Here is a 24,687-nt window from a genome sequence, read left to right as displayed (position 1 = left end):
GGGTGATGCGAGGCTCAAGCAGGATATTGACGCCGCCGGCCAGCGCCCAGCGGCAGTCGCCGCTGCGAATGGCCTTGATCGCCTCATGGATGGCCACCAGAGAGCTGGAGCAAGCGGTGTCGATGGCCAGGCTAGGCCCGGTCAGGTTCAATAGATAGGAGACGCGGTTGGCCAGCATGCTGTGGCCGTTGCCGAAGTTGGCCAATGGGTCGACATCGGCGCTGAGCATCAGCTTGCCGGCGTAATCCATCGAGCTGACGCCGACGAACACCCCCACGTCCCGCTCCGGCAGGCTGCGCGGAGGGTAGCCCGCGTCTTCCAGCGCATGCCAGGCGGACTCGAGGAACACGCGATGCTGCGGATCCATGAACTCGGCTTCCAGCGGCGACAAGCCGAAGAAGCCAGGCGAGAACTTGTCGATGTCCTTGATGAAGCCGCCCCAGCGCAGCGCCTCGCCACCGGGCTGGCCGGCATAATCCTGCCAGCGCCAGCGTTCCGCCGGAGTTTCGCTGATCAAATCCGCGCCATCCCGCAACAACTGCCAGAAGCTGTCCAGATCGTCTGCGCCCGGAAACACCCCGGCCATCCCCACCACGGCGATAGGCTCGTCCACGGCGGACCGCTCGGTCGGCGCGGCGGAAGGCATGGCGGCCAGCCTCTGGCTGTCCAGCCATTTCCGCGGCGTGGCGTGGCGGTAGAAATCGGCCGGCGACGCCTTGACCGCAAAAGCCTCGCCCAAAGCCTCGGCCAGCCGGACGAAACGGAAGGAATCGAAGCCAAGCTGGAAGAAATCCTGATCCAGGCCAACCGCTCCAGCCGGCAGCTGCGCGATCCGCTCCACTTCGCTCAGCAGACGCTGCTCGCGCTCGCCAGCCAGTCCCGAATCCGCCACGCCCCGCTCAAACGGCAGCAAACGCCCGGCTTCAGCCGTCACCCCGCGGCGATCCAACTTGCCGCTGGCCAGCCGCGGCAAGCGCTCCAATTGATAGAAGCGCTGGGGCAGCAAAGCCTGGGGCAGGCTCCGTCCCAGGTGTTCGCGCAAGGTCCTGGCATCCAGTTCGCCGCGCGCCGTCACGAAAGCTTCCAGCCCATGCTGATCCGCATCCAGTCGAACCAGCGCCTCCGCCACCTGTTCATGGCCGCGCAGCGCCGCTTCGATCTCTCCCGGCTCGACGCGCTGGCCGTTGATCTTGAGCTGCTGGTCATGCCGGCCCGCCAGCGCGATCTCGCCATTGGCCAGCCGATGGCCCAGATCCCCGCTGCGGAAATAACGGCGCGGCCCCTCGCCGTCCGGGTCCAGCCAGGCGAAGCGCCGCTCTTCCTCTTCGCTCTGCCCCAGGTAGCCCAGCGCCAGCGCGTCCCCCGCTACCAGCAATTGACCCGTCACGCCGGCCGCGCAAGCGCGGTCCTGGTCGTCGGCGATGACAATGCGCACATTGTCCAGCGGTCGGCCGATATTGATGGCCTCCTCCTCGCCGGCCGCGACGATCTTGAAGCTGGCGTCGGCGCTCATTTCGCTGGAGCCATAAATATTCACCAGCTCGCCGCCGGGGCAACAGCGCCGGAAAGCCTTGGCCACATCCGCCGGCAGGCTCTCGCCGCTGCTGAAGCAGTAGCGCAGGCCCGCCAGCGCGTCAGCCGCCGCGCGCTCTTGCAACAGCGCCTGCAATAGAGACGGAATCACCAGCAAACGGCTGATCCGGTGGCGGACCAACGCCTGCGCAAAGGCCGACGCGCCGCGCTCGCGGAACAAGCTATCCGCCAGAATCACGCTGGGCACGCCTTGCAGCAAGGGCGCGAACAGCTCGGCCACGTGGTCGACGAAATTCAATGAGGTTTTCTGGCAGCACACCTCGTCTGGCGCATAGGGGAACTGTCGCCAGCCCCAGCGCAGGCGGTTGAGGGTGCCGCGCTGGCTGCCCTGGACACCCTTGGGCCTGCCGCTGGAGCCGGAGGTGTAGATCACATAGCTCAAGGCCTGAAACGCCGCCGGCGCCAGATTGCCCCCGTCTTGCGCGGCCAGCTCCGATGCGCAGACATCCAGATCCAGCAGCGGCACAGCCAGCGCTGCTCGCGCCGCTTGCATGGCCTCCAGGCCGGCGCGATGGCTGAGCACGACCCGGCAAGCGCTATCGGATGCCATATAGGCCAAGCGCTCCGCGGGCAGGCCGGCATCGAGCGCCAGATAGGCCATGCCCAGCTTCCAGCACGCCAGCGTCGAGGCGACGAAATCAAAACCCGGCTCCAGCAGCAGGCCGACGACGCCGCCTTCGGCGGCATGAGCCGACAATTGCCGCGCGATCCGGTTGGCGCGCTGGTTGAGCGCCTCGTAAGACAGAGACTGCTCGCCGCAGATCAAGGCGGTCCGCTCCGGGCTGCGCGCCGCCTGCCTTTCGAACAAGGCGATCAGGCTCTCCTGTCCCGCGGGCTCCTCCACGCGCGCTTCGCTTTCGCCTTTCGCCGCGGCATCCGCGGTCCGCGCCATGTCCGGCAATTGCGCCAGCAACGCCAGGTAATCGCTTTGCAGCTGCCGCATCAGCGGTTCCGGATAAACCGCCGGATCGAAATGGCAGCACAAGACGCTGCCCTCTTCCCCCTCATACACCTCGAATGCCAGCTCGAAATCCATTCTTTGCTGGATATCCGGCAGCGGCCGCCACTGCCGAGCGCTGTCCGCCAGCCGCCGCTGAGCGGCGCGCACCCAGTTCTGGTAGAGGAAGACCGCGTCGTACAAGGGCCGGCCGCCCTGGGACAGCTCCTGCTGCAGCAGCGGATAGGGGTAATGCCCCTGCTCCAGCGCCTCCAGCAGCTGGGTCTGCAGGCGCGGCAGCCAATCCGCGGTTTCTCCAGCCTCCGGCGTCTCCACCGGCATCACCAGCAGATTGACGAAATACCCTGCCAGCTCTTCGAAGCGCGCCTGCGGGCGGCCGAAGAACGGCGTGGCGATATTGACTCGCCGCTGGTTCCCATGCCGGCCGAGCGCCATGCCGAAGGCCGCCAGCATCAGGCTGTAGCTGCTGATCTGGAACCGCCCGGCAAGATTTGCCAAGCCTTCCAGGGTGTCCGCCGGCACCGCCTGCTTGAGCAGTCCATGTTCGCGGGCGCCCCCCTGGGCCGCCTGCTGGCCACGCAGGCGCAAAGGGGCCGCGCGCGGGCTCAGCCGCGCGTGCCAGAAGCGGCGAGCCTGCTCGCCCTCCGCGCCGGCCAGCCATTGCCGCTGCCAGTCGACAAATTCGCTGTAATCGCTTCGCGGAGACGTCTCGGCGCCGGCATCCCCATTTTCATAGCAGGCGAAGAAGGTGCTCAGGAAAATCGGCAGCGAGCTGCCATCGAACACCGCGTGATGGAAAGTCAGCAAAAGAACAGTGCCATCCCGCTCCTCCGCCGGGACAAACACGTCCACCCGCAGCAGCGGGTCGCGGCCCAGATCGAATGGCTCCCGGGCCGCGGCGTTCAGTTGCTCATCCAGGCTGACGCCATCGTCCAGCGCATGGACCCGGCAGCGCGGCTGCGCCTGTTTCCCGCGGCATAGCCACAATTGCTCATCTTCGAGCTGGAAATTCGCGCTCAACAGGGGGTGGCGCTCCACGCTCGCGCGGGCCGCGGCAAACAACCGCTCCGGCTCCGCCCGGCCGCTGGCGCGGAAAGCGTAGGGAATGTTGTAGCCGCTCAGATCCAGATTGAAGCGCTGCTCTATCCACAAGCCTTGCTGGCCCACGCTCGGCAGATGCCGCGCCGGCGCCGGCAACCCGGGCGAAACGGTTTCGCTGGCGGGAAGCGGGCTTGGCAGCAGGCCGGCCAGTTCGGCGAAGCTGCCGCAGCCCAGCAATTGCGCCAGGGAAATGCGCGCACCATAGCGAGCTGCAATGCGGTTCTGCAGCATCACCGCCGTCAGAGAGTCGATGCCGTAGCGAGCCAGCGGCTGCTGAAAATCGATTTCGTCCGGCGCCAGTTGCAGCAAGGACGCCAGCATCGAACGCAACTGCGCCTCGGGCCCCGCATCCGCGCCAGGCATGGATGCTGGCGCCGGCGGCGCCTCGGCCAACTCGTCCGCCAAGGGCGGGAGGGATTGTCGGAAGCCTTCGGCGAGAGCCGGCAGTTTGCAGACGCGCTCATCGAACACATGGGCAGGCAAACGCAGGCGCGGCAAGCCGGCCAAGCGCGGGTCCATCTCCAGATTGACGCCATCGGCCCACAGACTGGCCAGCCTCGGATAATCGCCTTGCTCGCGCAGGCTCTGCAACAGCGCGCCGCCCGCGCTGCTGCCGAGCAAGTCCCCGATGCTGTTCGAGCGCCGGTTCTGATCGCCGTAGTGGCAGCCTTGCGCCGCGCCCGCCTGCCCAGGCTCGCTGTCGATGAAGGATCGCAGCCGGAGAATGGCCTGCTCCGCGTTTTCAGCCACCAGCGCCAGCCGTACCGGCAGCGCGGTCTTGCGCCAGAGGCTGGACGCCAGTTGCGGCAGACTCAACGCAGGCAGGTCTTGCAGATACGCCAGCAGCGCCGCCGCATTGCGGCGCAGCTCCGGCTCCTGGCGAGCGCTGAGCAGCAGCAACTGCGGCTGGCCCGCGTCTTGCGGCAGCGCGGCCGGCGCCGCCGCGTACTCCTCCAATACCGCGAAGCCATTGACCCCGCCGAAGCCGAAGCTGTTGACCCCCGCCCGCCTCGGATGGCCGGCGCTCGACGCCGGCCAGTCCCGCTCCAGCGCCTGTATGCTCAGCCGCCCGAGCTGGGATGGCAGATGCTCGCTGGCGTCGGCGAAGCCTGGCACGCCAGGCCGCCGGCGCCGGCGCAGGGCCAATGCGGTCTTGATCACCGCGGCGATGCCGGAGGCGATTTCGGCATGGCCGATCACCGGCTTGAGGCTGCTCAGCGCGCAGTCATCGCCGCCGCTTCCGCCGAATACGGTGTGCAAGGCCTGCATCTCTATGCTGTCGCCGATCTGCGAGGCGATGCCATGGGTTTCGATATAAGACAGCGACGCAGGCTCTACCCCGGCCCTCTGCAAGGCCTGGCTCATCGCCTCTTTCATGCCGTGGGCGTTGGGGGCGGTCAGCGACAGACCCTTGCCTCCGTGGGCCACCCCGCTGCCCTTGAGCACCGCGTAAATCTCGTCATTGTCGGCCCGCGCCTGGTCCAGCGGCTTGAGGACCAGCACGCCGACGCCTTCCGCGCGCACGAAACCGTCAGAGCCAGCCTGGAAGGAGCGCGATTTGCCGTCGTGGCTGAGGAAGCCGGCGGCGTCGAGATTGATCGCGCCCAGCGGCGACAACACCAATTGCACCCCGCCGACCAGCGCCTGCCGGCATTCGCCGTTCGCCATGGACTGCATCGCCCGATGCAGCGCCACCAGCGAGGAGGAGCAGCCGGTGTCGTAGTGCTCGCTGGGTCCGCGCAGATTGAGCAGATGGGAGATGCGGTTGGCCACCATCGCCGATGAAATCGACGAGGCCACCAGCGGATTGCCCACCGGCAGCTGCGAGGTGAACGCGTATTCCGACGCGCCCACCGCCATGAAAACCCCGGTGCTCTCCTCGGAGAAGCGCTTGTGCGCGATGCCGGCGTCTTCGATCGCCAGCCAGGCATGCTTGAGCAGCAGGCGCTGCTGCGGATCCATCAGCGCGGCTTCATAGGGCGACAGATCGAAAAACAAGGGATCGAAATGGTAAACGTTGTCGATGAAGCCGCCCCAGCGGGACTCGGTGCGAGCCTGGGAGCCGTCGCTTTTGCCGTAATACTGCCGCCAGTCCCAACGCTCGGCGTCGACTTCGACAATGCAATCGACGCCCGCCTCGATATTGCGCCAGAACTCGTCAACCGAGTTGGCGCCGGGGAATTGCGCGCTCATTCCGACAATGGCGATGTCCTGTCCGCCCGAGGGCGCGGCGGCCTCGCGGCTGGAGGCCGCCTGAACGACAGCAGGCTCGGGAACTGGCATCGCGGCCAGCTCCGCGGTTGCCGCGATGACGGTTCGAGCGGCGGAAGCGGCAGTCTCCACCGCCATCCCTGCCTTGCCGCCGCTCAGTCCCGCGATATGCGCCGCCAGGCGGTTCAAGGTGTTGAACTCGAACAGGACGCCGGCCACCAGCTCAAGCCCCAGTTTGGCGTTGATCTGCTGGATCAGCTTGATGCCGATGATGGAGTCCAGGCCGTAATCGCCAAGCGACTCGTCGCCCTCTATCTCGCCAGGCAATCCGCCCAGGTTCTCGGCGAGGATCCGCGCCAGGACATCGCGCACGCCATCCAGCTTGGCAGGCGCGGCCTCCCCGGCGGACGGCGCCGTCTTGACGGGTTCGGCCATGGGCGGTTCCAACGGAGCCGCCGGCAGCGTGAAACGCCGCGGACCTTGCGGGTTCAGGCTGAAGCCGGCGCCGCGCGCCGCCACCACTTGCAGATCGCTGCCGGTCAGCGCGTCGCAGGGAAAGCTCACGCTGGAGAAGCCCTGGTCGAACAACACGCTGCGCCATGCCCCTGCGGACAAGGCCGGACCGAAGGGCATGCGAAGCTCCGGATCGCTGAAGCGCCACCAGCCTTCCAGCAAACCGAAAGTCAGATGGGAAAACAGCGAATTTTCCGTCAGTTCCAGCAGCAGGAAGTTGCCGTTCACGCGCATCAGCGACTGAACATGGCGCGCCGTGACGCGGATGTCCTGGGTGGCGTGGATCACATTGGCGGCGATCACCACATCGAAGGATTCGGCGCTCAGCCCCTGGTCCAGCGGATCTTTTTCGGCGTTGAAGATCTTGGTGGTCAGGTAAGGATGTTCTCCGCGATAGCGCCGCTCGGCGCGCTGCAGGAACAGCTGCGATAGATCGGTGAAGCAATACTCCTCGATATTCGCGGCAAACGGCTTGATGGCGGCCAGCACGTGCTCGCTGCAGCTGCCGGTGCCGGCGCCCACCTCCAGCAAGCGGATGCGCGCCTCCGGCCGCTCGGCCAGGATGGCCCGGATCTGCTCCGCCACCTGGCGGCCCACCACCGCGCCGTAGTAATGGACGACCGGATTTTCCTTGTAGATGGACTCGACCAGCGCCATCGAACTATTGGAGAAAAAGACCTCGGTGGCTTTCTTGCGTCCGCCCAACACATCGGGAATCGCCTGGATCGCCACATCGATGAAACGGCTGACCGAAGACAGGAAAGGATCCTGCGCCAGCTCGTCCTTGACCGTCTGCCAGCGAGGCCAGCAAGTCTGCGCCCGCTCCTCCAGCGCGCTGGACAGAATCAGGCTCTCCCCGCTCAGGGTCACTTCTTCATTCGCCTCGAGAATCCGCAGACTGGCGCGAAGCCAACGCAGCAGGTAATGCCTTTCGCCCAAGGCCTTGTCGAGACTGCTCAGGTCATAACGTCCGCGCCGCTTGGAAGCGCCGAATCCGGCCTCGCCGAGGAAAACGTCGATCTGGCGCCACAGCAAGGCGCGCAGCAAGGAGCCGATCTCGGCCAGCCGGCCGTAGGAAACATCGATCAGGCGCTGCGCCTGCTCCAATTCATGCGGCGGCGGCGCGTCGAACCCAGGCAGCGGCTCCCGCTGTTTGGGGCCAAGGCTGAGGCCGCTGAAATGCAGCGCCTCCAGCGCCTGATCGTGAGTCAGGCGGAAACTGGCCAGATGTTTGAACGGCTGCCGCAGCAAGACCTCCAGCAGCCTCATGCCCTCTTCCGGCTTGACCACCCCAAAGCCGGCGCGCGCCAGGTGGCGGCGCACGCCATGGACATCGCCGCGCAAGGCCTCGGTTTCCCAATGTCCCCAGTACACGACCTTGGCGCAGGCTTGGCCGCGCTGGTTCAACTGGTCGGCCAAGGCGCTGATGAAGCCGCCGCCGGCTGCGTAAGCGGCGCTGTTGGCGGCCAGGTAGCTCATATTGATCGAGGAGAAGAACAGCAGGAAATCCAGCGCCTCGTCCTGATAGATCCGCGCCAGATTGACCGCGATCGCAGCTTTCACCGCCATGCCGCGCCGGAAATCTTCCATCGACTGCCGGTGCAGCGCCTGGTTCTCGCGCGCCATCGCCGAGTGCACCACGCCATGGACCGCCGGAAAGCGTCGGCGAATCTCGTCGCAGGCTCCGCGCAATTGGGCCAGATCGGTCGCGTCAGCCTGAAGATAAAGCGGCGCCGGGCCCTTCTGCCCCAGCCGATCCAGAGCCGGCTTCACCGCATCCGGCGCCTGGCGCCCTATCCACACCAACTGCGCCTGGTAATGGGTCAGCAGGTAGTCGCTCAAATCCTGTCCGATGGCGCCCGCGCCGCCGACGATCACATACACGCCGCCCCGTCGATACGCCGGCGTTCCCGCGCTCGACAGCCCCTCCTCCAGCGGATGCATGGCTGGACGGAACCAGTCGCCGCCGCGGCGCGCCCACAGGCGGCCGCTGCGCTCGAATAGCAGGGCAAGGGCGGCGGGCAATTCGGACAGATCCTCCAGATCCGCCAGCCGCGCCTGCCAATGCGGATGTTCTTTGACCACGGTGCCCACCAGGCCATGCACGCCGCCGTGGGTGGCCGTCAACGGGTCTTGGTCGGCTATCGCCACGCTGCGCCGGGTCGCCACGGTCAAGCGCAGCTCGCGCTCGTGATAGCCGGCCTGGGCCAGCGCCCGCAGCAAGGACGCGCCCCAAAATACGCCGTGTTCTTGCTCGGCGAGCATGGCGGATAAATCGCCGCGCGGCTCCAGCGGCACCAGCCAGATCAACTCCTCCAGATCCTGGCGCTGCCGCAGCGCGTCGGCCAGCGCGGCCTCGTCGGGATAGCGTTCCGGGTCGATGTGCCAGGCCTGGTCCATGCCGGCGGGCATGTCGGCCTCCCTGGCCACCACCGCCAGCCTGCCCGCCGCCGCGCCGGCATCTTGCGGCGCCGCTTCGCGGACCCAGCACGCGACCCCATGCAGGGCATGGCTGGACTCGGCAACGACATCAACGTCGGCCTTCGCGGCATCAGGTTCGACAATGTTCTGCGCAATGTTCTGCATGCTGCGTCTTTCGCGTTCTGTAATGAAGGGGTAGGTGGGAAGATGGATGCGCAATGCCGGCCTTGCCGCGTATAACCCGGTCCAGTCCACCGCCGCGCCCGCCACCCAGGCCCGGGCCAGGCGATGAAGATCGTCGCCTGCCGTCACGGCGGCGTCCGACATATCGCCCCGCCCCGCCTGCCCTTGGTACAGGGCCGCGTCATCCTGTCCATCCAGGCTAAGCCGCAGCAGGCGGCGCAGATCCTCAAGGTCTCGCGCCACCAGCGCCAGGCGCTGGGGCCAGGCTTTGCGGCCGAGTTGCAGGGTATAAGCCAGATCGGCCAGCCGCAGCGATGGGTCGGCGCCGCCCACGAAGTCCAGCAACTGCCGCGCGGCCTCCTTGCGCTTGTCTTCCGTCTTGGCCGACAGCACCACCAGGCAGGACGCGTCGTCGGTTTGGCCGACAGGCTCGGGGCGCGCCGCCGCGCTGCCGAACAAGGCGTGCGCATTGGTTCCGCCCACGCCGAAGGAGCTGACCGCCGCATAGCGCGTCTGGCCCTCCCTGCCCGGCCAAGGCTGCAGCCGGTCCACCAGATAGAACGGCGAATGCTCCAGTTCCAGCTGCGAGTTGGGCGAATCGAGATGCAGGCTGGGCGGAATATGCTGGCGGGACAGGCTGAGAATGGCCTTGATCGACCCCGCCAGCCCGGCGGCGGTGTCGGTATGGCCGATATTGCTCTTGACCGAGCCCAGGCCACAGAACGGCTGCGCCGGGCCATCCTGGCCATACGCTTGATTCAGTGCCGCGAACTCCACTGGATCGCCCAGCGAGGTGCCGGTGCCGTGGGTTTCGATGTAGCCCACCTCGCCAGGCTCGACGCCGGCCTTTTTCAGCGTCTGGCGGATCACCTCCGCCTGCCCCGCCACGCTGGGGGCGAAGAAGCCGGCTTTAAGCGCGCCGTCGTTATTGACCTGCACCTCGCGCAGCATCGCATAGACCGGATCTGCGTCGGCCACCGCCAGGCTGGCGCGCTTGAGCAGCAGCATCGCGACGCCCTCCCCGCCCACCATGCCGTCGGCTTTCGAGTCGAAGGCCCGGCATTGCCCGCTGCTGGAGAAATTCAGCCCCGGCTGATGCAGATAGCCCGCCATGGACACCGGAAACACCGTGGCCGCGCCCACCAGGGCGTAATCCGCGGCGCCGCTGCGTATGCTTTCCAGCCCTGCTTGCAGCGCCACCAGAGACGACGAGCAATTGGTCTGCAGAAAGACGCTGGGCCCGGTCAAGCCTAGCTTGTAGGAGATCATGGTCGGGATGCTGCCGCCCTGGCTCATCAGCCAACGCACATATTCATCGGCGTCTTCGATCAGATAGGCCTGCCCAGCGTCGCCCGCCGCCGCGCCAGCGCTCTGCCCGGCCGACAGATACACCGCCGTGCGCGGCGTTTGCTCGGGAACATAGCCCGCATCCTCGAAGGCTCGCCAGGCATGCATCAGCAATTGCTTGAACGCCGGACTCATGAAGCCGGCGTCGCGTTGCGACAGACCGAAGAACGCCGCGTCGAACGCGTGCTTATCCTCCAGCACAGCCTTGACCGGCACGAACTGCGGGTTGCGGCGGATAGGCTCGGGCACCCCCAAGGCGGCCAGCTCTTGCTCGCTCCAGCGCGTGACGCAAGCCCGGCCTTGGCACAGGTTGTCCCAAAACGCGTCCAGATCGGCGCTCTCGGCAAACTGGCAAGACATGCCGATGACTGCCGCCGAGGCGTCCAGCCCGGAACTGGCCCTGGGCCGCGAATCATGTCGCGGCAAAACGGCGGCGCGCAATCCAAGCTCTCCGTCCACCGGCGAGGACGACTCCAGCGCCGCGGCCAGGCGGTTCACCGTCGGGTGTTCAAACAGCTGGGTCACCGTCACTTTGCGCCGCAACTGCTCGCTCAAGCGCTGCGCCGCCCGCACCGCGCTGACCGAATCGCCGCCCAGGTCGAAAAAGCCGGCGTCATCGTCGTCGACGCTGAGGTTCAAGGCCTCTTGCCAGGCCTCCCGCACCAGCCGGGCCAAGCCGCCTCGCGGCGCGGCCACGGCTGGCGCCGCTGCCGGCAAGTCCCGCAAGGCCAAAGCCTTGCGGTCCACCTTGCCGTTGGCGGTCATCGGCAAGTCGGGCGCGCAGATGAAACGCTGCGGCACCATATAGGGAGGCAGATGCCGGCCCAACTCGGCCTTGACCTTGGCGATCAGCTCAGCCGCCGCGTCCGGCGGCAGATCAAGCTGCAAGTAGGCCGCAAGAACTTGCGCCTCCGGGCGCAGCACCACCACGGCGGCCGGCACCGGACAATGCTTGACGATGCAGGTCTCTATTTCCTCCACATCGATGCGGTAACCACGCAGCTTGACCTGCAAATCCAGGCGGCCGAGGCAGCGGATGTCGCCATCCTCCAGCCGCAACGCGCTGTCGCCGGTCATGAACATCCGTTGTCCCGGCTGAAAGGGATCATCGATGAATTTCTGGGCCGTCAGCTCCGGCATGCGGTGATAGCCCAACGCCAGCCCCGCGCCGGCGATCGCCAACTCCCCGGCTGCGCCCAGCGGCTGCAGCCGCCTGTATTGATTCAGGATGTGCAGCCGGGTATTTCCGATCGGGAAGCCGATGGTGACGCGGGCGGCGTCTTTCTCGATGCGTCTGGCGCTGGACCAGATGGTGGTTTCAGTGGGGCCGTAGAGATTCCACGCTCCGCCCTCCGAAGCGCGGAACCGCTCCAGCAGCGCCATCGGCATCGCTTCGCCGCCGCACAACGCCCGCAGTTGCCGCGGCGGCTCCCAGCCAAGCTGGAACAGCAATTGCCAAGTAGTCGGCGTGGCCTGCATCAGAGTGGGCGCGCTGTCTTCGATCAGCCGCTTCAAGCGTTCGGCGTCGCTGGCCACCGCCCCTTCGCACAGCATGCATTCGGCGCCGCGCGTCAATCCTATGAACAGCTCCAGGCCGGCGATGTCGAAACTGAAGGTGGTAAGCGCCAGCAAGCGGTCGGATGTGGTCAACTGCAACAGTTCCGCCATCGAGAACAGGAAGTTGTTCAGGCTGCCGTGCGTCACCATCACCCCCTTGGGACGCCCGGTGGAGCCAGAGGTGTAAATCAGATACGCCAGATCGCCGGCGTTGCCCGCCGCCAGTTCCGGCACCGGGGTTTCCGCGTAGGCGTCGATTCGCGCCCAGGCGTCGTCCAGACATAAAACATCGCAGGGAGGATCCCAATCGCGGGAAATGCCGCTCTGGGTCAGCAACAGGCTGGCGCCGCTGTCCTCCAGCATGTAGCGCTGCCGCTCGGCGGGATAGCCCGGGTCCAGCGGCACATAGGCTGCGCCGCTATGCAGCACGCCAAGAACCGCCAGCGGCAAGTCCAAGGAACGCTCGACGCAGACCGCCACCTTCGAACCATTGCCTATCCCATGGACGCGCAAATAATTGCCCAGCGCCCTCGCGCCACGCAGCGCGTCCCGATAATTCAGGGACTGGTCTCCATAGCTGAACGCGATCCGCTCGGGATGGCTTTCGGCCTGCAGGCTCAGCCAGGCCAGCAGATTGGCCTGCTCGGGAACGGCCAGCTCGCTGGCGTTGCAGCGCGACAGCAAGGCCCGCTCCCGCTCGCTGACGATGTCGTGGTCCGCCAGGCTGCGCCGGGGATGGAGCAACACCCCTTCCAGCAGGCTCAGATAATGCGCCAGCAGGCGCTCCATCCGCGCGCGTCCGAACAAGGCCGCGGCGTATTTGAGATTGATCGCCGCGCCCTCGGCGCTCTCGATGATTTCCAGCTCCAGCTCGTATTCGCCCTCCTGGCGCAACTGCTCAACCATCGTGATGCCCAGTGGCCGGGCATGGTCCTGTTCTATCTGCCTCAGCCAGTGCCCGTGGGCGAAGTTCTGGTGGGCGAAGGCGATATTGAACAAGGGACGCTGGCGTCCGTCGCGCGGCACTTTGAGCGCCTTGATCAGCGTCGGGAACGGGTAATCGCCGTGGTCGAGCGCATCGACCACCGTCTCCTGCAGGCTCTTCAGATAATCCAGGCCATCGGCGCGCTCGATGTCGAGGCTGCGTATCGGCACCATGTTCATGAAGTAGCCGACGCTCTGCGCAAAACGCTCCTGCGGCCGCCCCAGAGTAGGCATGCCGACAATGATGTCCTGCTGCTGGGTGTAGCGGCTGAGCAAGCCCTTGAACACGCCAAGGAACAGCACCGCGCGGCTCAGGCCGTGGCCGGCGCAGAACGCGTCCAACCTCCGGTTCAGCTCCGCCGGCACCTCATGCCGCAGGCTGGCGCCCTCGAAATCCTGGCCGCCGCCGCGCAGCGAGTCGGTGGGCAGTTCCAGAGGCGGAGGCGCGTTCCGCAGGGCCTCTTGCCAATACGCCAGCAGACTCCCGGCCCGCGCGCTCTCCAGCATCTCGTTCTGCCACAGCACGAATTCGGCGAAATGCGTCGCCGGCTCCGCCGGCGCGATAGGCTCGCGGCGCAGCAGGCCTTGATAGGCCGCCAGCAGGTGGCTGAGGAATAACAGGGCCGAGGTCCCGTCGAACACGATGTGGTGCACCCGGAACAACGCCCACCATTGTTCGCCATCCTGATAGGCGCATCCGTCTATCAGCGCCTCCCCGTCCAGCGGCAAAGGGCGTTTCCCATCGTCTTGCAGGCGCTGCAAGACCTGTTGCTCATCCAGCCCGGCCACCGATTCCAGCCGCAGCTCGAAACGTTCCGCCGGCAGGGGCTGCAGGCGAGGCTCTCCGTCCTCCTCCCGCAACACGCAGCTTAGCAAGGGGTAGCGTTCCAATACTTGGCGGCAGGCCGCCTTCAGCGCCGCGAAATCCAGCGGCTGGGCGCAGCGGAAACACAGGGGAACCTGATAAGCGGTGATCTCCGGCAAAGCCTTGTGCAGCGCCCACAACCCCTTTTGCCCCGCCGACAGCGGCTGCGCCTGACTGGCGAACAATAGATGCTTCAACTGCTCAGTGGACATTTCTCCGGCTTTGTAGGCGGCCAGAAGCTGCTCCTTGGAGACGATTGCATTCATTTCAACAGCTCCTTGACATCGGCGAGGGATTGCTCGCTATTGACGATCCGTTCCAGCATCGCGATGACGCGCTCGTCCTGGAACGTCGCCGTTTCCGCGGCGGGGGCGGCAGCCCGCGGCTGGCGCAGGATATGCTCGGCCAGGGACGCCAGCGAAGGGTTCTCATGGAAGGCCCGCGCCGAAAGGCGCACCTGGAAACGCTGCTCCAGCGCATGGCCCAGCTTCATCGCCAGCACCGAGTCCATGCCGTACTGGCGGAGCGGCTTGTCCGGCAGGATCTGTTCGCCTCGCAAACCCAGGTGTTGTTCGCAGAACGCCCGCAAAAAGACGAGCAGCTCCCTGCGATCCCCGTCGGCGGTCTTCACCCCCTCGCCGTCCGGATGAGCCGCAGACAACGGCCGCGACGGTTCGAGCGGAGCGGATCGGGGCTGGGCCAGCCAGCAAGGCGTGCGCAGAAAACGGGTCTTGGGCAAGCTGACGCGCCTCCCGCCGAGGTTCTCGTCCGCCGGCAACGTCCCGCCATCGGCCCAACGCCGGGCCAGGGTTTCCAGCGCCGCCCGATCCGCCGACGCAGGCCACGCCATCGGCGCCTGCGGCTCCAGGATGGGGTTGTCTCCGTGATAGCACTGGCCGCCAGAGGAAAACCCGGCCAGCGCGGCGCGCAGCGCCGGCAGCGAATCCGCCACCCAGGCGGCGCGGCATTCCAAGGCCTCGCGGCCGGACAGCAAGGTCTGGGCGACATCCGCCAGCCGCAGCGATGGATGCCGTTCCAGATGCAGGGCCAGATCGCTGACCAGCGCATCCAGGCGTTCGGCATCCGGCGCGGACAACAGCACCAGGCGCGGCGCGCCCTCGTCGCCAGCCACGCGCGCCGGCGGCTCCGGCGCTTCCTCCACCACCAGGCAGGCATTGGAGCCATTGATCCCGGTCGTGCTGATCAGCCCGCGGCGGCTCTCGCCGGGAGCGACGGCCCAATCCTGCTCCGCCAGCACCGGACGCAATCCAGTCCGCTCAAAGACGATGTATTCATTGGCTTGGCGATAGCCGTGCAGCGGCGGCAGGCGGCGATGGCGCATCGCCAGCAGCAACGCCAGCAAGTCCACCACCCCCGATGCCGCGAAACTATGCCCCAGCAGCGGCTTGATCGAAGTCAGCGCGCAGGGTGTCGAGCGCGCGCCGGCGAAGCCCTGTTGCAGGGCTTCGATTTCGACCGGATCCCCCAAACGGGTGCCGATGCTGTGCGCCATCGCCAACTGGATCTGGCCGGCGGCCAGGCCCGCGATGCTCAGCGTCCGGGCAAACAACTCGCCCTGGCGCACCGGGTTGGGGGCCAAAATCCCATTGGTCCGGCCATCATGATTGAGCGCGCTGCCGCGAATCACGCCGTACACCTGGTCGCCATCGGCCAGCGCCCGGCTCAATGGCTTGAGCACCACCGCCGCCACCGCCTCCGCAGGCACCAAGCCCGAGGCCTCCTGATCGAATACCCGGCAGGCCGGCTGCGGCGACAGCGGCATGGCGTCGGCCAGCGCGCCCAGCTCGCGCGGGGAAACCATCAAACTGACGCCCCCGGCCAGAGCCATTTCGCATTCGCGCTGCTGCAAGGCGCGGCAAGCCTGGTGTACTGCGGCCAAGCCCGATGAGCAAGACGCGGTAAGGCTGTAGTTGGGGCCATCCAGATTCAGCGCGTAAGCGATGCGCGCCGACAGCGTGGCGTTGCGGTTGGCGTTGATCCGCCCGACCTCGGCCAGCTGCTCCCCGTACAGACTTTCCTCCGCGCCGACGAACACGCCGCATTGGCTGCCGCGTATCGATGCGCCAAGGTAGCCGGCGTCTTCGAAAGCGTGCCAGGCAGCCTGCAGGAACAAGCGCTGCTGCGGATCGATCTGCGCGGCCTCGACAGGCGACAATTCGAAGAACAGCGGATCGAAGGCCTCCACCTCGTCGAGGAAAGCCCCGTACAAGCGTTCCTGCCCCGCAAGGCCGGCGCTTTGCGCGCGCGCGCCGCCGCAAGTTGAAGCCGGCCGAATGGCCGATATCCCCTGCCGCCAGTGGTCCCACAACTGCTCGAGGGATTGCGCGCCCGGCAATTGGGCGCTAACGCCGATAATCGCAATCGGCTCATAGGCCGCCGGGTCGGCCGCGGTCTTGGGCGGTGGCGGCGGGACGGCCTGAAGCGGCGGCCTGCCCGCTTGCTGCTCGTCCAGCCAGCGGATGAGATCATCGGGGCTGGGATTGCCGAAGAAAGTCGCCGGCGTCAAAGCCACCCCCAGTGACTGCGACAACTGCTTGCCCAGCTGGGCCAGCTTTATCGAATCGAATCCCAGCTCATTCCAGTTCAAGCCGGTGCGGATTCGCTCCACCGGCAGCTTGAGCTGCGCCTCTATCCCCGCCAGCACCGCCTCGCGCGCTTGTCCGGCCGCCATCGGCGGCGCGATCTCCGCCGTCGCCGCCGCCTCTTGCGGCGCCGGGCCGGACAAGCGCCGCTGCAGCGGGTTATTGGCCCCGACCAGGACGATGGCCAGGGCCTCGCCCGCCGCCAGAATCCGCTCGAAGACATCCAGGCCGGCATCGGTTTCCAGATAGTCCTGGCCGCTGCCGTCCAGATAGAAGCGCTCTTCCCGGCTGCTGCTCAGCCCCATCCCTCCATCGCGCCAAAGCGGCCACTGGATGACGATGTGTGCGGTGTCGCTATCCTTGTTCAAACTCTGGGCGAAGGCGCTTTGATAGCGATTGGCCACCGCGTAGCTGCATGAGCCGAAATCGCCCAGCGTCGCGGATGACGACGAAAACTGCACATGCCAGAGCAGTCCTTCTGGCTCGAACACCCGCGCCAACACCCGGGTGCCTTCCACCTTGGCCGCCAGCACCCGCTGGAAACCCTCCAGGTCGATGGCCTCCAGCGTGGTCGTCGGCGCGGCGCCGGCGGCATGGATCACGCCGTGGATCTTCCCGTAACGCGCCTTGGCCTGCTGCAGCGCGCGGCGCATGCCGACTTCGTCGCAAACATCCGCCTGGATATAAAGCAAGCGGCCCGCTCCCTTGTCCAGGGACTCCAGCTCTCGGGCTTGCACCGCGCTCAGCGGCGAGCGGCCGGTGAGCACCACATTGGCGCCCTGCTGATGAAGGCGGCGCCACAACAGGCGAGCCAAGGCGCCCAGGCCGCCGCTGATGAACCAGGTCAGCCGCGTCTGCAGAATGGGCGGCGCGTCCTTAAGCGTCAGCGCCTCGATTTCCGCCACATGGCGCCGGCCGTCGCGGTAACAAACGCTGAGATCGTCTAAAGCCGACTCCGGCGCAGCGTGCGCGGCGAACCACTCGCCGAAACCCAAGGCGCTGGCTCTGGCGTTGTCCTGGCAGGCCAACACGCCCACCCGCGTGCCCGGCAGCACCATGGGCAGGGAACGGGCGAAGCCGATCCAGCTTTCCGCCAGCGCGTGCTGGCGGGCGTGCGGATAACGCGCCAGCAGCAACAGGCTCCGCAACGGCAGACCGGAAGCCAGCAGACCTTGCAGGCTGTGCAGCAGGCTCTGGTAACGCTCGGCGTAGTAAAGATCGCAAGCGCCCAACGCGTGGTAGCACAGGTCCGCCTCTCCCCAGCGCTGCCGCACCTCGCTCCAGGCGGAGGTGAACGCCTCCCGTCCTTCGCCATCCAGCTCGATGCACTGCGTCTCCCCTTCCGCCCCGCCGTCGCAAACCAGAAACAGCGTTTCGCTGCCGGGATGCGCCTGAGCCAGCACAGGGACCAGTTCCCGCGCGTGCTCGACACTGTCCACCAGGCACACGATGCGCTTGGCCTGGGCCGGGGCGGCATCGGCCCGCGCCTCCCGCCAGACTTCCCGATAGGTCAGCACCGGCTGGGCGGGCCGCTGGGCCGGCATGCGCGGCGCGGCCGCCGCGGCAGGCGGTTGGCCTGCGGCCTCGGCTGTGGGCGTCAGACGGCGAACATCGTGACTGGGCGACAGCCAGTAGCATTCGCGCCGGAACGGGTAGCTCGGCAGACTCAGACGCCCAGGCTGTTGCTCATAGCCGGCGCGCCAATCCACCGGTTCCCCGTTCGCCCAGCGCTTGGTCTGGGCCTCTAACAGCGGCTCCAGCCAGGGCGCCGGATCAACCGGTTGCGGCTGCTCGGCTTTAAGGCGCGGCGCGCCGTTGCCCGCGCTGAGCCAGCCCAATTCCTCCCACTTGCCGGACAGCAGCTCGCCCAGGCGCTGCCGCAGGTGTTCCATGTCCCGGGCGATGAAACCCATCCGCCATTCAAAGGTTTCGCGCCCGGTCTGCAAGGTAAAGGCCAGACGGCTCAGATGCCGGTCGGACAATTCCTCGCGGAGGATGTGGCGCAATAGCGCATCCGCCTGCTGGCGCAATTGATCCCGGCTTTGAGCCGACAGCAGGATGGCGCAGGGCGCGGCGGAAGTATGATCCGCGGCCGCCTGGTCATCCTCGGCGATCAGCACATGGGCGTTGGCCCCGCCGGCGCCGAACGACGACAGCCCGGCGATGCGGGGCAACTGGCCGCTGCGGCCGTCCCGTTGCCGAACCCGCCGCGTCCAAGGCTCCGCCGTCTGCACCAGGCGCAGCCCCGTCTGGCTGAAATCGATGCGTGGATTGACGGTTTGCGCATGCAGGGTCGGCGCCAGCTCGCCGTGCTTGATCTGCAGCAGCACTTTGCACAGGCCGGCGATCCCGGCCGCGCTTTCCGCATGGCCGATATTGGATTTGACCGAGCCCAGCGCGCGCGGCTCGCCCGCCGCGCCGTAGGCGCCCACCAGGCCCTTGATCTCGATCGGGTCGCCCAAAGACGTGCCGGTGCCGTGAGCTTCGACATAGCTGACGTCCTGCGGCGCGAGCGCCGCGCGCTCCAGGGATTTGGCGATCACCTGGGATTGCGCCCGCGGGCTGGGAACCGTGTAGCCGGAAGTCAGGCCTCCGGCGGCGATCATGCTGCCCTTGAGCACGCCGTAAACATGGTCGCCGTCGCGCCGAGCCTGGCCCAGCGGCTTGAGCAGCACCACCCCCACGCCTTCGCTGGCGACAAAGCCGTCAGCCTGGTCGCCAAAGGCGCGGCAAGCGTCGCCGCGGGACAGCATCTGCATGTACGACAAACTGGATAGATGGACGGGGTCGGTGATCAGATTGACCCCGCCGACCAAGGCGCTGGCGCAACTGCCGGCGCGCAAGCTCTCGATGGCCAGATGCAAGGCGGTCAGCGAGGATGAGCAGGCCGTGTCCACCGCCAGGCTGGGTCCCTTCAGATCAAGAACGTAAGACACCCGGTTGGCGATGGACCAATAGCGCGAGGCCAGCGGGTAGTCGCTGTTCATGACTCCGGCGAAAACCCCGACCTCGCCATGCTGGGACAGGACTTTCGGCGTGTAGCCGGCGTCTTCGACGCAGGCGTAGGCGTGCTGCAGGAACAGACGCTCCTGCGGGTCCATCAGCTCCGCCTCGGCCGGCGAAATGTGGAAGAACACCGGATCAAACTCGTCGTGCCCTTCGATGAAGCCGCCCCAGCGGCTGTAGCACGCGCCCACCTGCTCCGGGTCCTCCGAGAAACCCAGCCGCCAGTCCCAGCGCGCTGCGGGGATTTCTTCGATGCAGTGCTCGCCGCCGCGCAGCTTTTCCCAGAACGCCGCCAGATCGAAAGCCTGCGGATAGCGGCCGGCCATGCCGATCACCGCGATATCGTCGTCGCCATGGATGCGCAGCAGCGGAAGCTCCGCCGGCTCGTCCGCCGCCACAGGCCGCGCAACCGGCTTCGCCGCCGCTGGCGGAGCGACGCCAGCCTCCGCCGATTGGGCGTTGCCGGAGAACAGTTCGGCGCATCGCTGCGGCTCGCTGGCCAGGAAGTGGTCGGCCAATTCATCAATCGTCTGGATATCGAACAGCAGGCTGCTGTCCACCTGGCCGAAATGCTCCGACAGCGCGTTGGTGATGTACACCGCCGAAATCGAATCGACGCCGTAGCGCACCAGCGGCGTGCCGTCGTCCAGATCCTCGGCGGGCACCTCCAGCGCTTCGCTGACCAAGGCGCGCATATGCGCGACGGCGAGCTGGCGCAGGCTAGCCACCGGCAACGCGGCGGCTGGCGCCGGAACGGCGGGAACGGCGGCGGCAGGCGCGGCATCCTGGAAAAAGGCCGCGTAGCTTGCCGGATGCTGGGCCAGGAAGTGCTCGGCCAACTCCTCGATGGTTTGCAGCTCGAACAGCAGCGTCCCATCGACCGGGCCGAAAATTTCGCTCAGCGCATTGGTGATGTAAACCGCTGAAATCGAGTCGACGCCGTAGCGCGCCAAAGGCGCGGCCTCGTCCAGATCCTCGCTGGGCACTTGCAGCGCCTGGCTGACCAGGTCCTTCATATGCTCAATGGCCCGGCCGCGCAAATCCAGCGCCGCCTCGCCGCCCGCCGGCGCGACAGTCGCCCGGGGAACAGAATGGTCGGCTGCGTGCGGCGCGGCGATGCTGGGCGGCGCGCCTTCCCGGCTGTCTGCCCTCTCGTTCGGCAGCAAGCTACGCAACTGGCGTTCGGCGCGCTCCAGAATCGACTCGACCCCATGCGCCAGCTGGAACCCGGCGCCGATGTCCAGCGCCTGATCCAGCTGCATGCCGGGTATGATGCCCAGCGCCTTGAACTGGAGCATGTGGATGAAGCCCATCTGCGACAACGAGCTGCGCAGCAGGAACTCCAACGCCGCCATGCCGCTGGCGCTGTCAAGAGACGCCACGCCATTGCCGGCCATGCGCTGGCGATAATGGTCCGAGGCTCCGGCGCCGAACTCTCCCCAGTATCCCCAATTCATCACCTTCACCGGGAAGCCGCTGCTGCGCCGCAATTGCTGGGCGAAGGCATCCTGAAACACCGAGCCGGCCGCGTAATTGCTTTGCCCGGCTGTTTTGAGGAAGGCCACCAATGAAGAGAAAAACAGCATGAAGTCCAGCGACTCGTCGGCAAAGACCTTGGCGACATTGACACTGCTGGCCACCTTGACATCCAGCACCAGCTGAAACGACGACTCGTCCAGTTTCAGCACGCTCTGATCCTGCAGCACGATCGCGGAATTGATCACGCCGTGAATGCGGCCAAAGCGCTGCTCGATCTGCTGGCGGGCCCTGCGCAATGCCGTCTCGTCAGTCGCGTCCGCCTGGAAATAGGCCGGAACGCGCGGCAGTCCGGCAAAACCGTCCAACTCCTGGCTGATGCCCTGCTCCAGGCCGCGCCGGCCGATCCAGACCACCTGGGCGTCGTAGCGCTCGATCAGGTAGCGGCTCAATGCCTGGCCGATCCCGCCCGCGCCGCCGACAATCACATATACCCCCTGCCGCCGCAGCGCGGAAGGCCTGCCGTCCAGCTCCTCATGGCATGCCAGCAAGCACTGCCGGTGCCACTGTCCCGCGCGCCATGCCCATGCCTCTCCATCGGGGTCGTGGGGCAATCGCAGGAGTTCGGCAGGCGGCAAAGAGCCGGCGTCGTCGTCGTCCACCAGGCGGAAACGCCACTTGCGCATTTCCTTGGCCAGCACCCCGACCAAACCGTGCACCGAGGCGTGGGATGGCCAAACCGGCTCGCCCTCCCGGACCGGCTGAGCCTGGCGCGTCACCACGGTAAAGGATACCGGACGGCTATGCGCGCCCAGAGCCAGCAAAGCCTTCACCAGGCGAAACAAGCCCAGCGCGCCCGCTTGCTGATCCTCAATCAGATCCCCGCCGGGCGCTGGCGCGAACCATAGGATTTCATCAAAAGCCCCAGTCCTCTCCAGCAAGGCCTGGCAAGCCTCCATGCTGTCCAGCGCCTGATGCGGAGCGCGGACACGCTGGCCCGGCAGCGCATCCCACGCGGCTTCCGCCCCCCAGGCCTGGCCGATCTGCAATACCCGGCCCGGCGAAGCGGAGATGCCCGTCGATGCCGGCTGAGCCTGCCACTGAACCGCCAACGACACATAGCGGCTCATCGCGGGCTCCGCGGCCGCCTGTTTCGTCTTGCCCGCCGAGAAATCCTTGATGCGCAGCCCGCTGAACAGGCCGCATAGCTCGCCGTCGAGATCCAGCAACTGGATGTCGAACACCTTGCCGCTTCCGCCGGCTGAACGGGTGGCGACGCACCACATCTCCGCCTGGCAAGGCCGATACAGCTCGGCGCTCTCCAGCGAGAACGGCACCGGCACCCAGTCGTCCTGATCCGCGCCCAGATAAAAGCCGAGGATGGCCTGAAACGCGCCGTCCGCCAGCGACGGATGCAATCCATAGCCATCTTCCATCCGAGGCAGGCTCAGGCGGGCCGCCACGCGCCGCTCGCCGATATGCAGCGATTGGATCGTCTGGTGCCGGGGGCCGTAATTCAGACCGAGGCGGGCGAAACGCCGATAGCACTCCTCCCCGCTCCGCCGTTCCGGGCAATCGGCAGCGATCAACGCCGCCACATCGACGGCCGCCGCCGGCGGCGACAACGCCGGACCCGCCATGCCGGTGGCGCAGACGTGGTAGCGTCCGTCATCATCGGCGGCCTCGACCGAAAAACGCTGGCCGCCGCCCTCCAGGCCGTTGAAAGCGATGCGGGTCTGCAAGGGCTGGGCGCCGACCCGCGCGGGCCTAGACCACATCATCTTGCTCACGCTCAGGCTCCCGTTGCCGGGATGCAAGGCCTGGTAGGCGGCTCGCGCCATTTCCAGATAAGCCACCGCGGGCAGGATGGGGCTGCCTCCCACCTGATGGTCGGCCAAGAAGCTTTCTTGCCCGCTGAAGCGGGAGGAAAACCCTTGCGCCCCCGCGCTTCTCTGCCCCAATAGCGGGTGGGGTCTGAACGGTTGCTCCGAAACGGCGGAATTCGGCAGGAGGGCTTCGCGCTCATCCGTCAGCCGGGTGTCGGTCTTCAGCCAGATTTTGTTGCGAGAGAACGGATAGCCGGGAAGACCGATCCGCGCAGGTTTGGATTCGCCGTAAAAAGCGGCCCAGTCCACCGCCGCGCCGCGAACCCAGCCCGGCAAGGCCTGCTCCGGGCTTCGCCCCGCATCCGGAACGGCCGCGGCCAGGTCTTTTACCCGGCCGTGAAACAATGCGGGCGGCAAATCGTCCGGCGCCGCAAGAAACCGCTCCAAAGCCGCGATCGCGGCGGCGGCGTCGCGGGCGACGAAACCCAGTCGATGCGAGAAGGCCTCCCGCCCGACCTGCAAGGTGTAAGCGCAATCCAGCAAAGCCCGCGCAGTGGGCGCTCCGCCAGACTGGAAAAAGGCCAACAGCCGTTTCGCCAGCGCCTGCAAGGCAGCCGCGTTGGGCGCCGACAGCACCAGCGCCGGCGCGATGTCCCGCGTCGGCTGCGACTCGGGCAGCGCGATGTGCTCGGCGATGATCAAGTGGGCGTTGGAGCCGCCGGCGCCATAGGACGAAAGACTGGCGATGCGTTCCCGCTCGCGGCCCAGCTCGTCCCGCTGGCGGGGCCATGGGCTCAGCTCCGCCTGCAGATAGAACGGCGAGTCGCGGAAGCCGAGTTCGGGATTGATCTGGTCCGCATACAGCGACGGCGCCAATTGTCCATGCCGCATCTGCAGCAGTATCTTGGTCAGAGCGGCAATGCCGGCGGCGCTTTCCGAGTGGCCCAGGTTGGATTTGACGGAACCGATGGCGCAAAACTGCTTGTCCTGCGTATACGCGCCAAATGCCTGGCTCAAGCCCTGCAACTCGATCGGATCGCCCACCGGCGTGCCCGTGCCATGGGCTTCGACATACTGGATTTGCCTGGCGTCGACGCCCGATTTGTCTATCGCCTCGCGAATCAAGCTGGCTTGCTGATCGGCGTTGGGCACGTAATAGCCGCTTGAGTGGCCGCCATGATTGACGGCGCTGGCCTTGATCACGCCATGAATGCGGTCGCCGTCGCGCCGCGCCGCGGCCAACGGTTTCAGGATCAGGGCCCCTACGCCCTCGCTGGGCACATAGCCGTCTCCGCCGCTGGCGAAGCTGCGACAGCGCCCATTGCCGGACAAGAAGCGGTTGTCCTTGAGCAGCCGGTACTTGTTCGGATGCAGCGAAAGATTGACGCCCCCGGCCAGCGCCACCTCGCACTCTTGCAGCTGCAGGCTTTGGCAAGCCAGATGGATGGCAGTGACAGACGAAGAACACATCGTGTCCAAGGTCAGGCTGGGGCCATGAAAACCGCAGAAAAAACTGACCCGGTTGGCGATGGACGCCGCCACGCCGTTGGACGCCACCGCGTCCCCGGCCAGAGAGGCTTCCAGGCCATACAGCTGGTACTCCTGGTACATGGCGCCGACAAACACGCCCACCCGGTTTTGCGTCGGGTCGCGGCTGTCGGCGGAGCGGCCGAGGGTATCGCGCGTATAGCCGGCGTCTTCGATGCAAGCGTAGGCGCACTGCAAGAACAATCTCTCCTGGGGATCCAGTTTGGCGGCTTCCCGCGGAGTGATGTTGAAAAACAAAGCGTCAAAGCTGTCGATATCGTCGAGAAAACCGCCCCAGACCGCATCCATGCGTTCAAATTGCGGGTGCGCCTGCCGCCAGCGCCGCTCCGGCAGGCGGGAAACGCAGTCGCGTCCCGTCGCCAGATTGCTCCAGAACTCATTCAGGTCCGCGGCCATCGGATAGCGGCCGGACAGGCCGATGATCGCGATGTCCTGCCCCGCAGCGAGAGGACGGCTGTCATCGCGGCCCTCAAACGAAAATGTCGATCTATTCAT

The 24,687-nt window shown here is 66.7% G+C and carries 2 protein-coding genes (1 of these 2 running past the window's edge); both read right to left on the bottom strand.

Annotation, left to right across the window (positions count from 1 at the left end; genetic code table 11):
• On the bottom strand, positions 1–13,999 hold the 5' portion of the coding sequence (locus tag ACX17K_RS01280; protein WP_493773355.1) for an amino acid adenylation domain-containing protein. 689 nt of this gene lie to the left of the window's left edge; 13,999 of the gene's 14,688 nt are visible here — the first part of the coding sequence; it begins with the start codon at positions 13,997–13,999; the stop codon falls past the left edge of the window.
• A complete protein-coding gene (locus ACX17K_RS01275; RefSeq protein ID WP_493773354.1) occupies positions 13,996–24,687 on the bottom strand; it encodes an SDR family NAD(P)-dependent oxidoreductase in 10,692 nt (3,563 codons plus the stop codon). The genes ACX17K_RS01280 and ACX17K_RS01275 overlap by 4 nt, the downstream gene beginning before the upstream one ends.

This window comes from Chromobacterium sp. INPA-IVC (assembly GCF_059047085.1).
Note: the sequence above shows the minus strand (reverse complement) of the source record. Positions and strands in the feature narration are given on the sequence as shown.

What these genes read in the sequence shown, in the direction of transcription:
- ACX17K_RS01275 (WP_493773354.1), bottom strand. Translation starts at nt 24,687, where the DNA reads ATGAATAGATCGACATTTTCGTTTGAGGGCCGCGATGACAGCCGTCCT.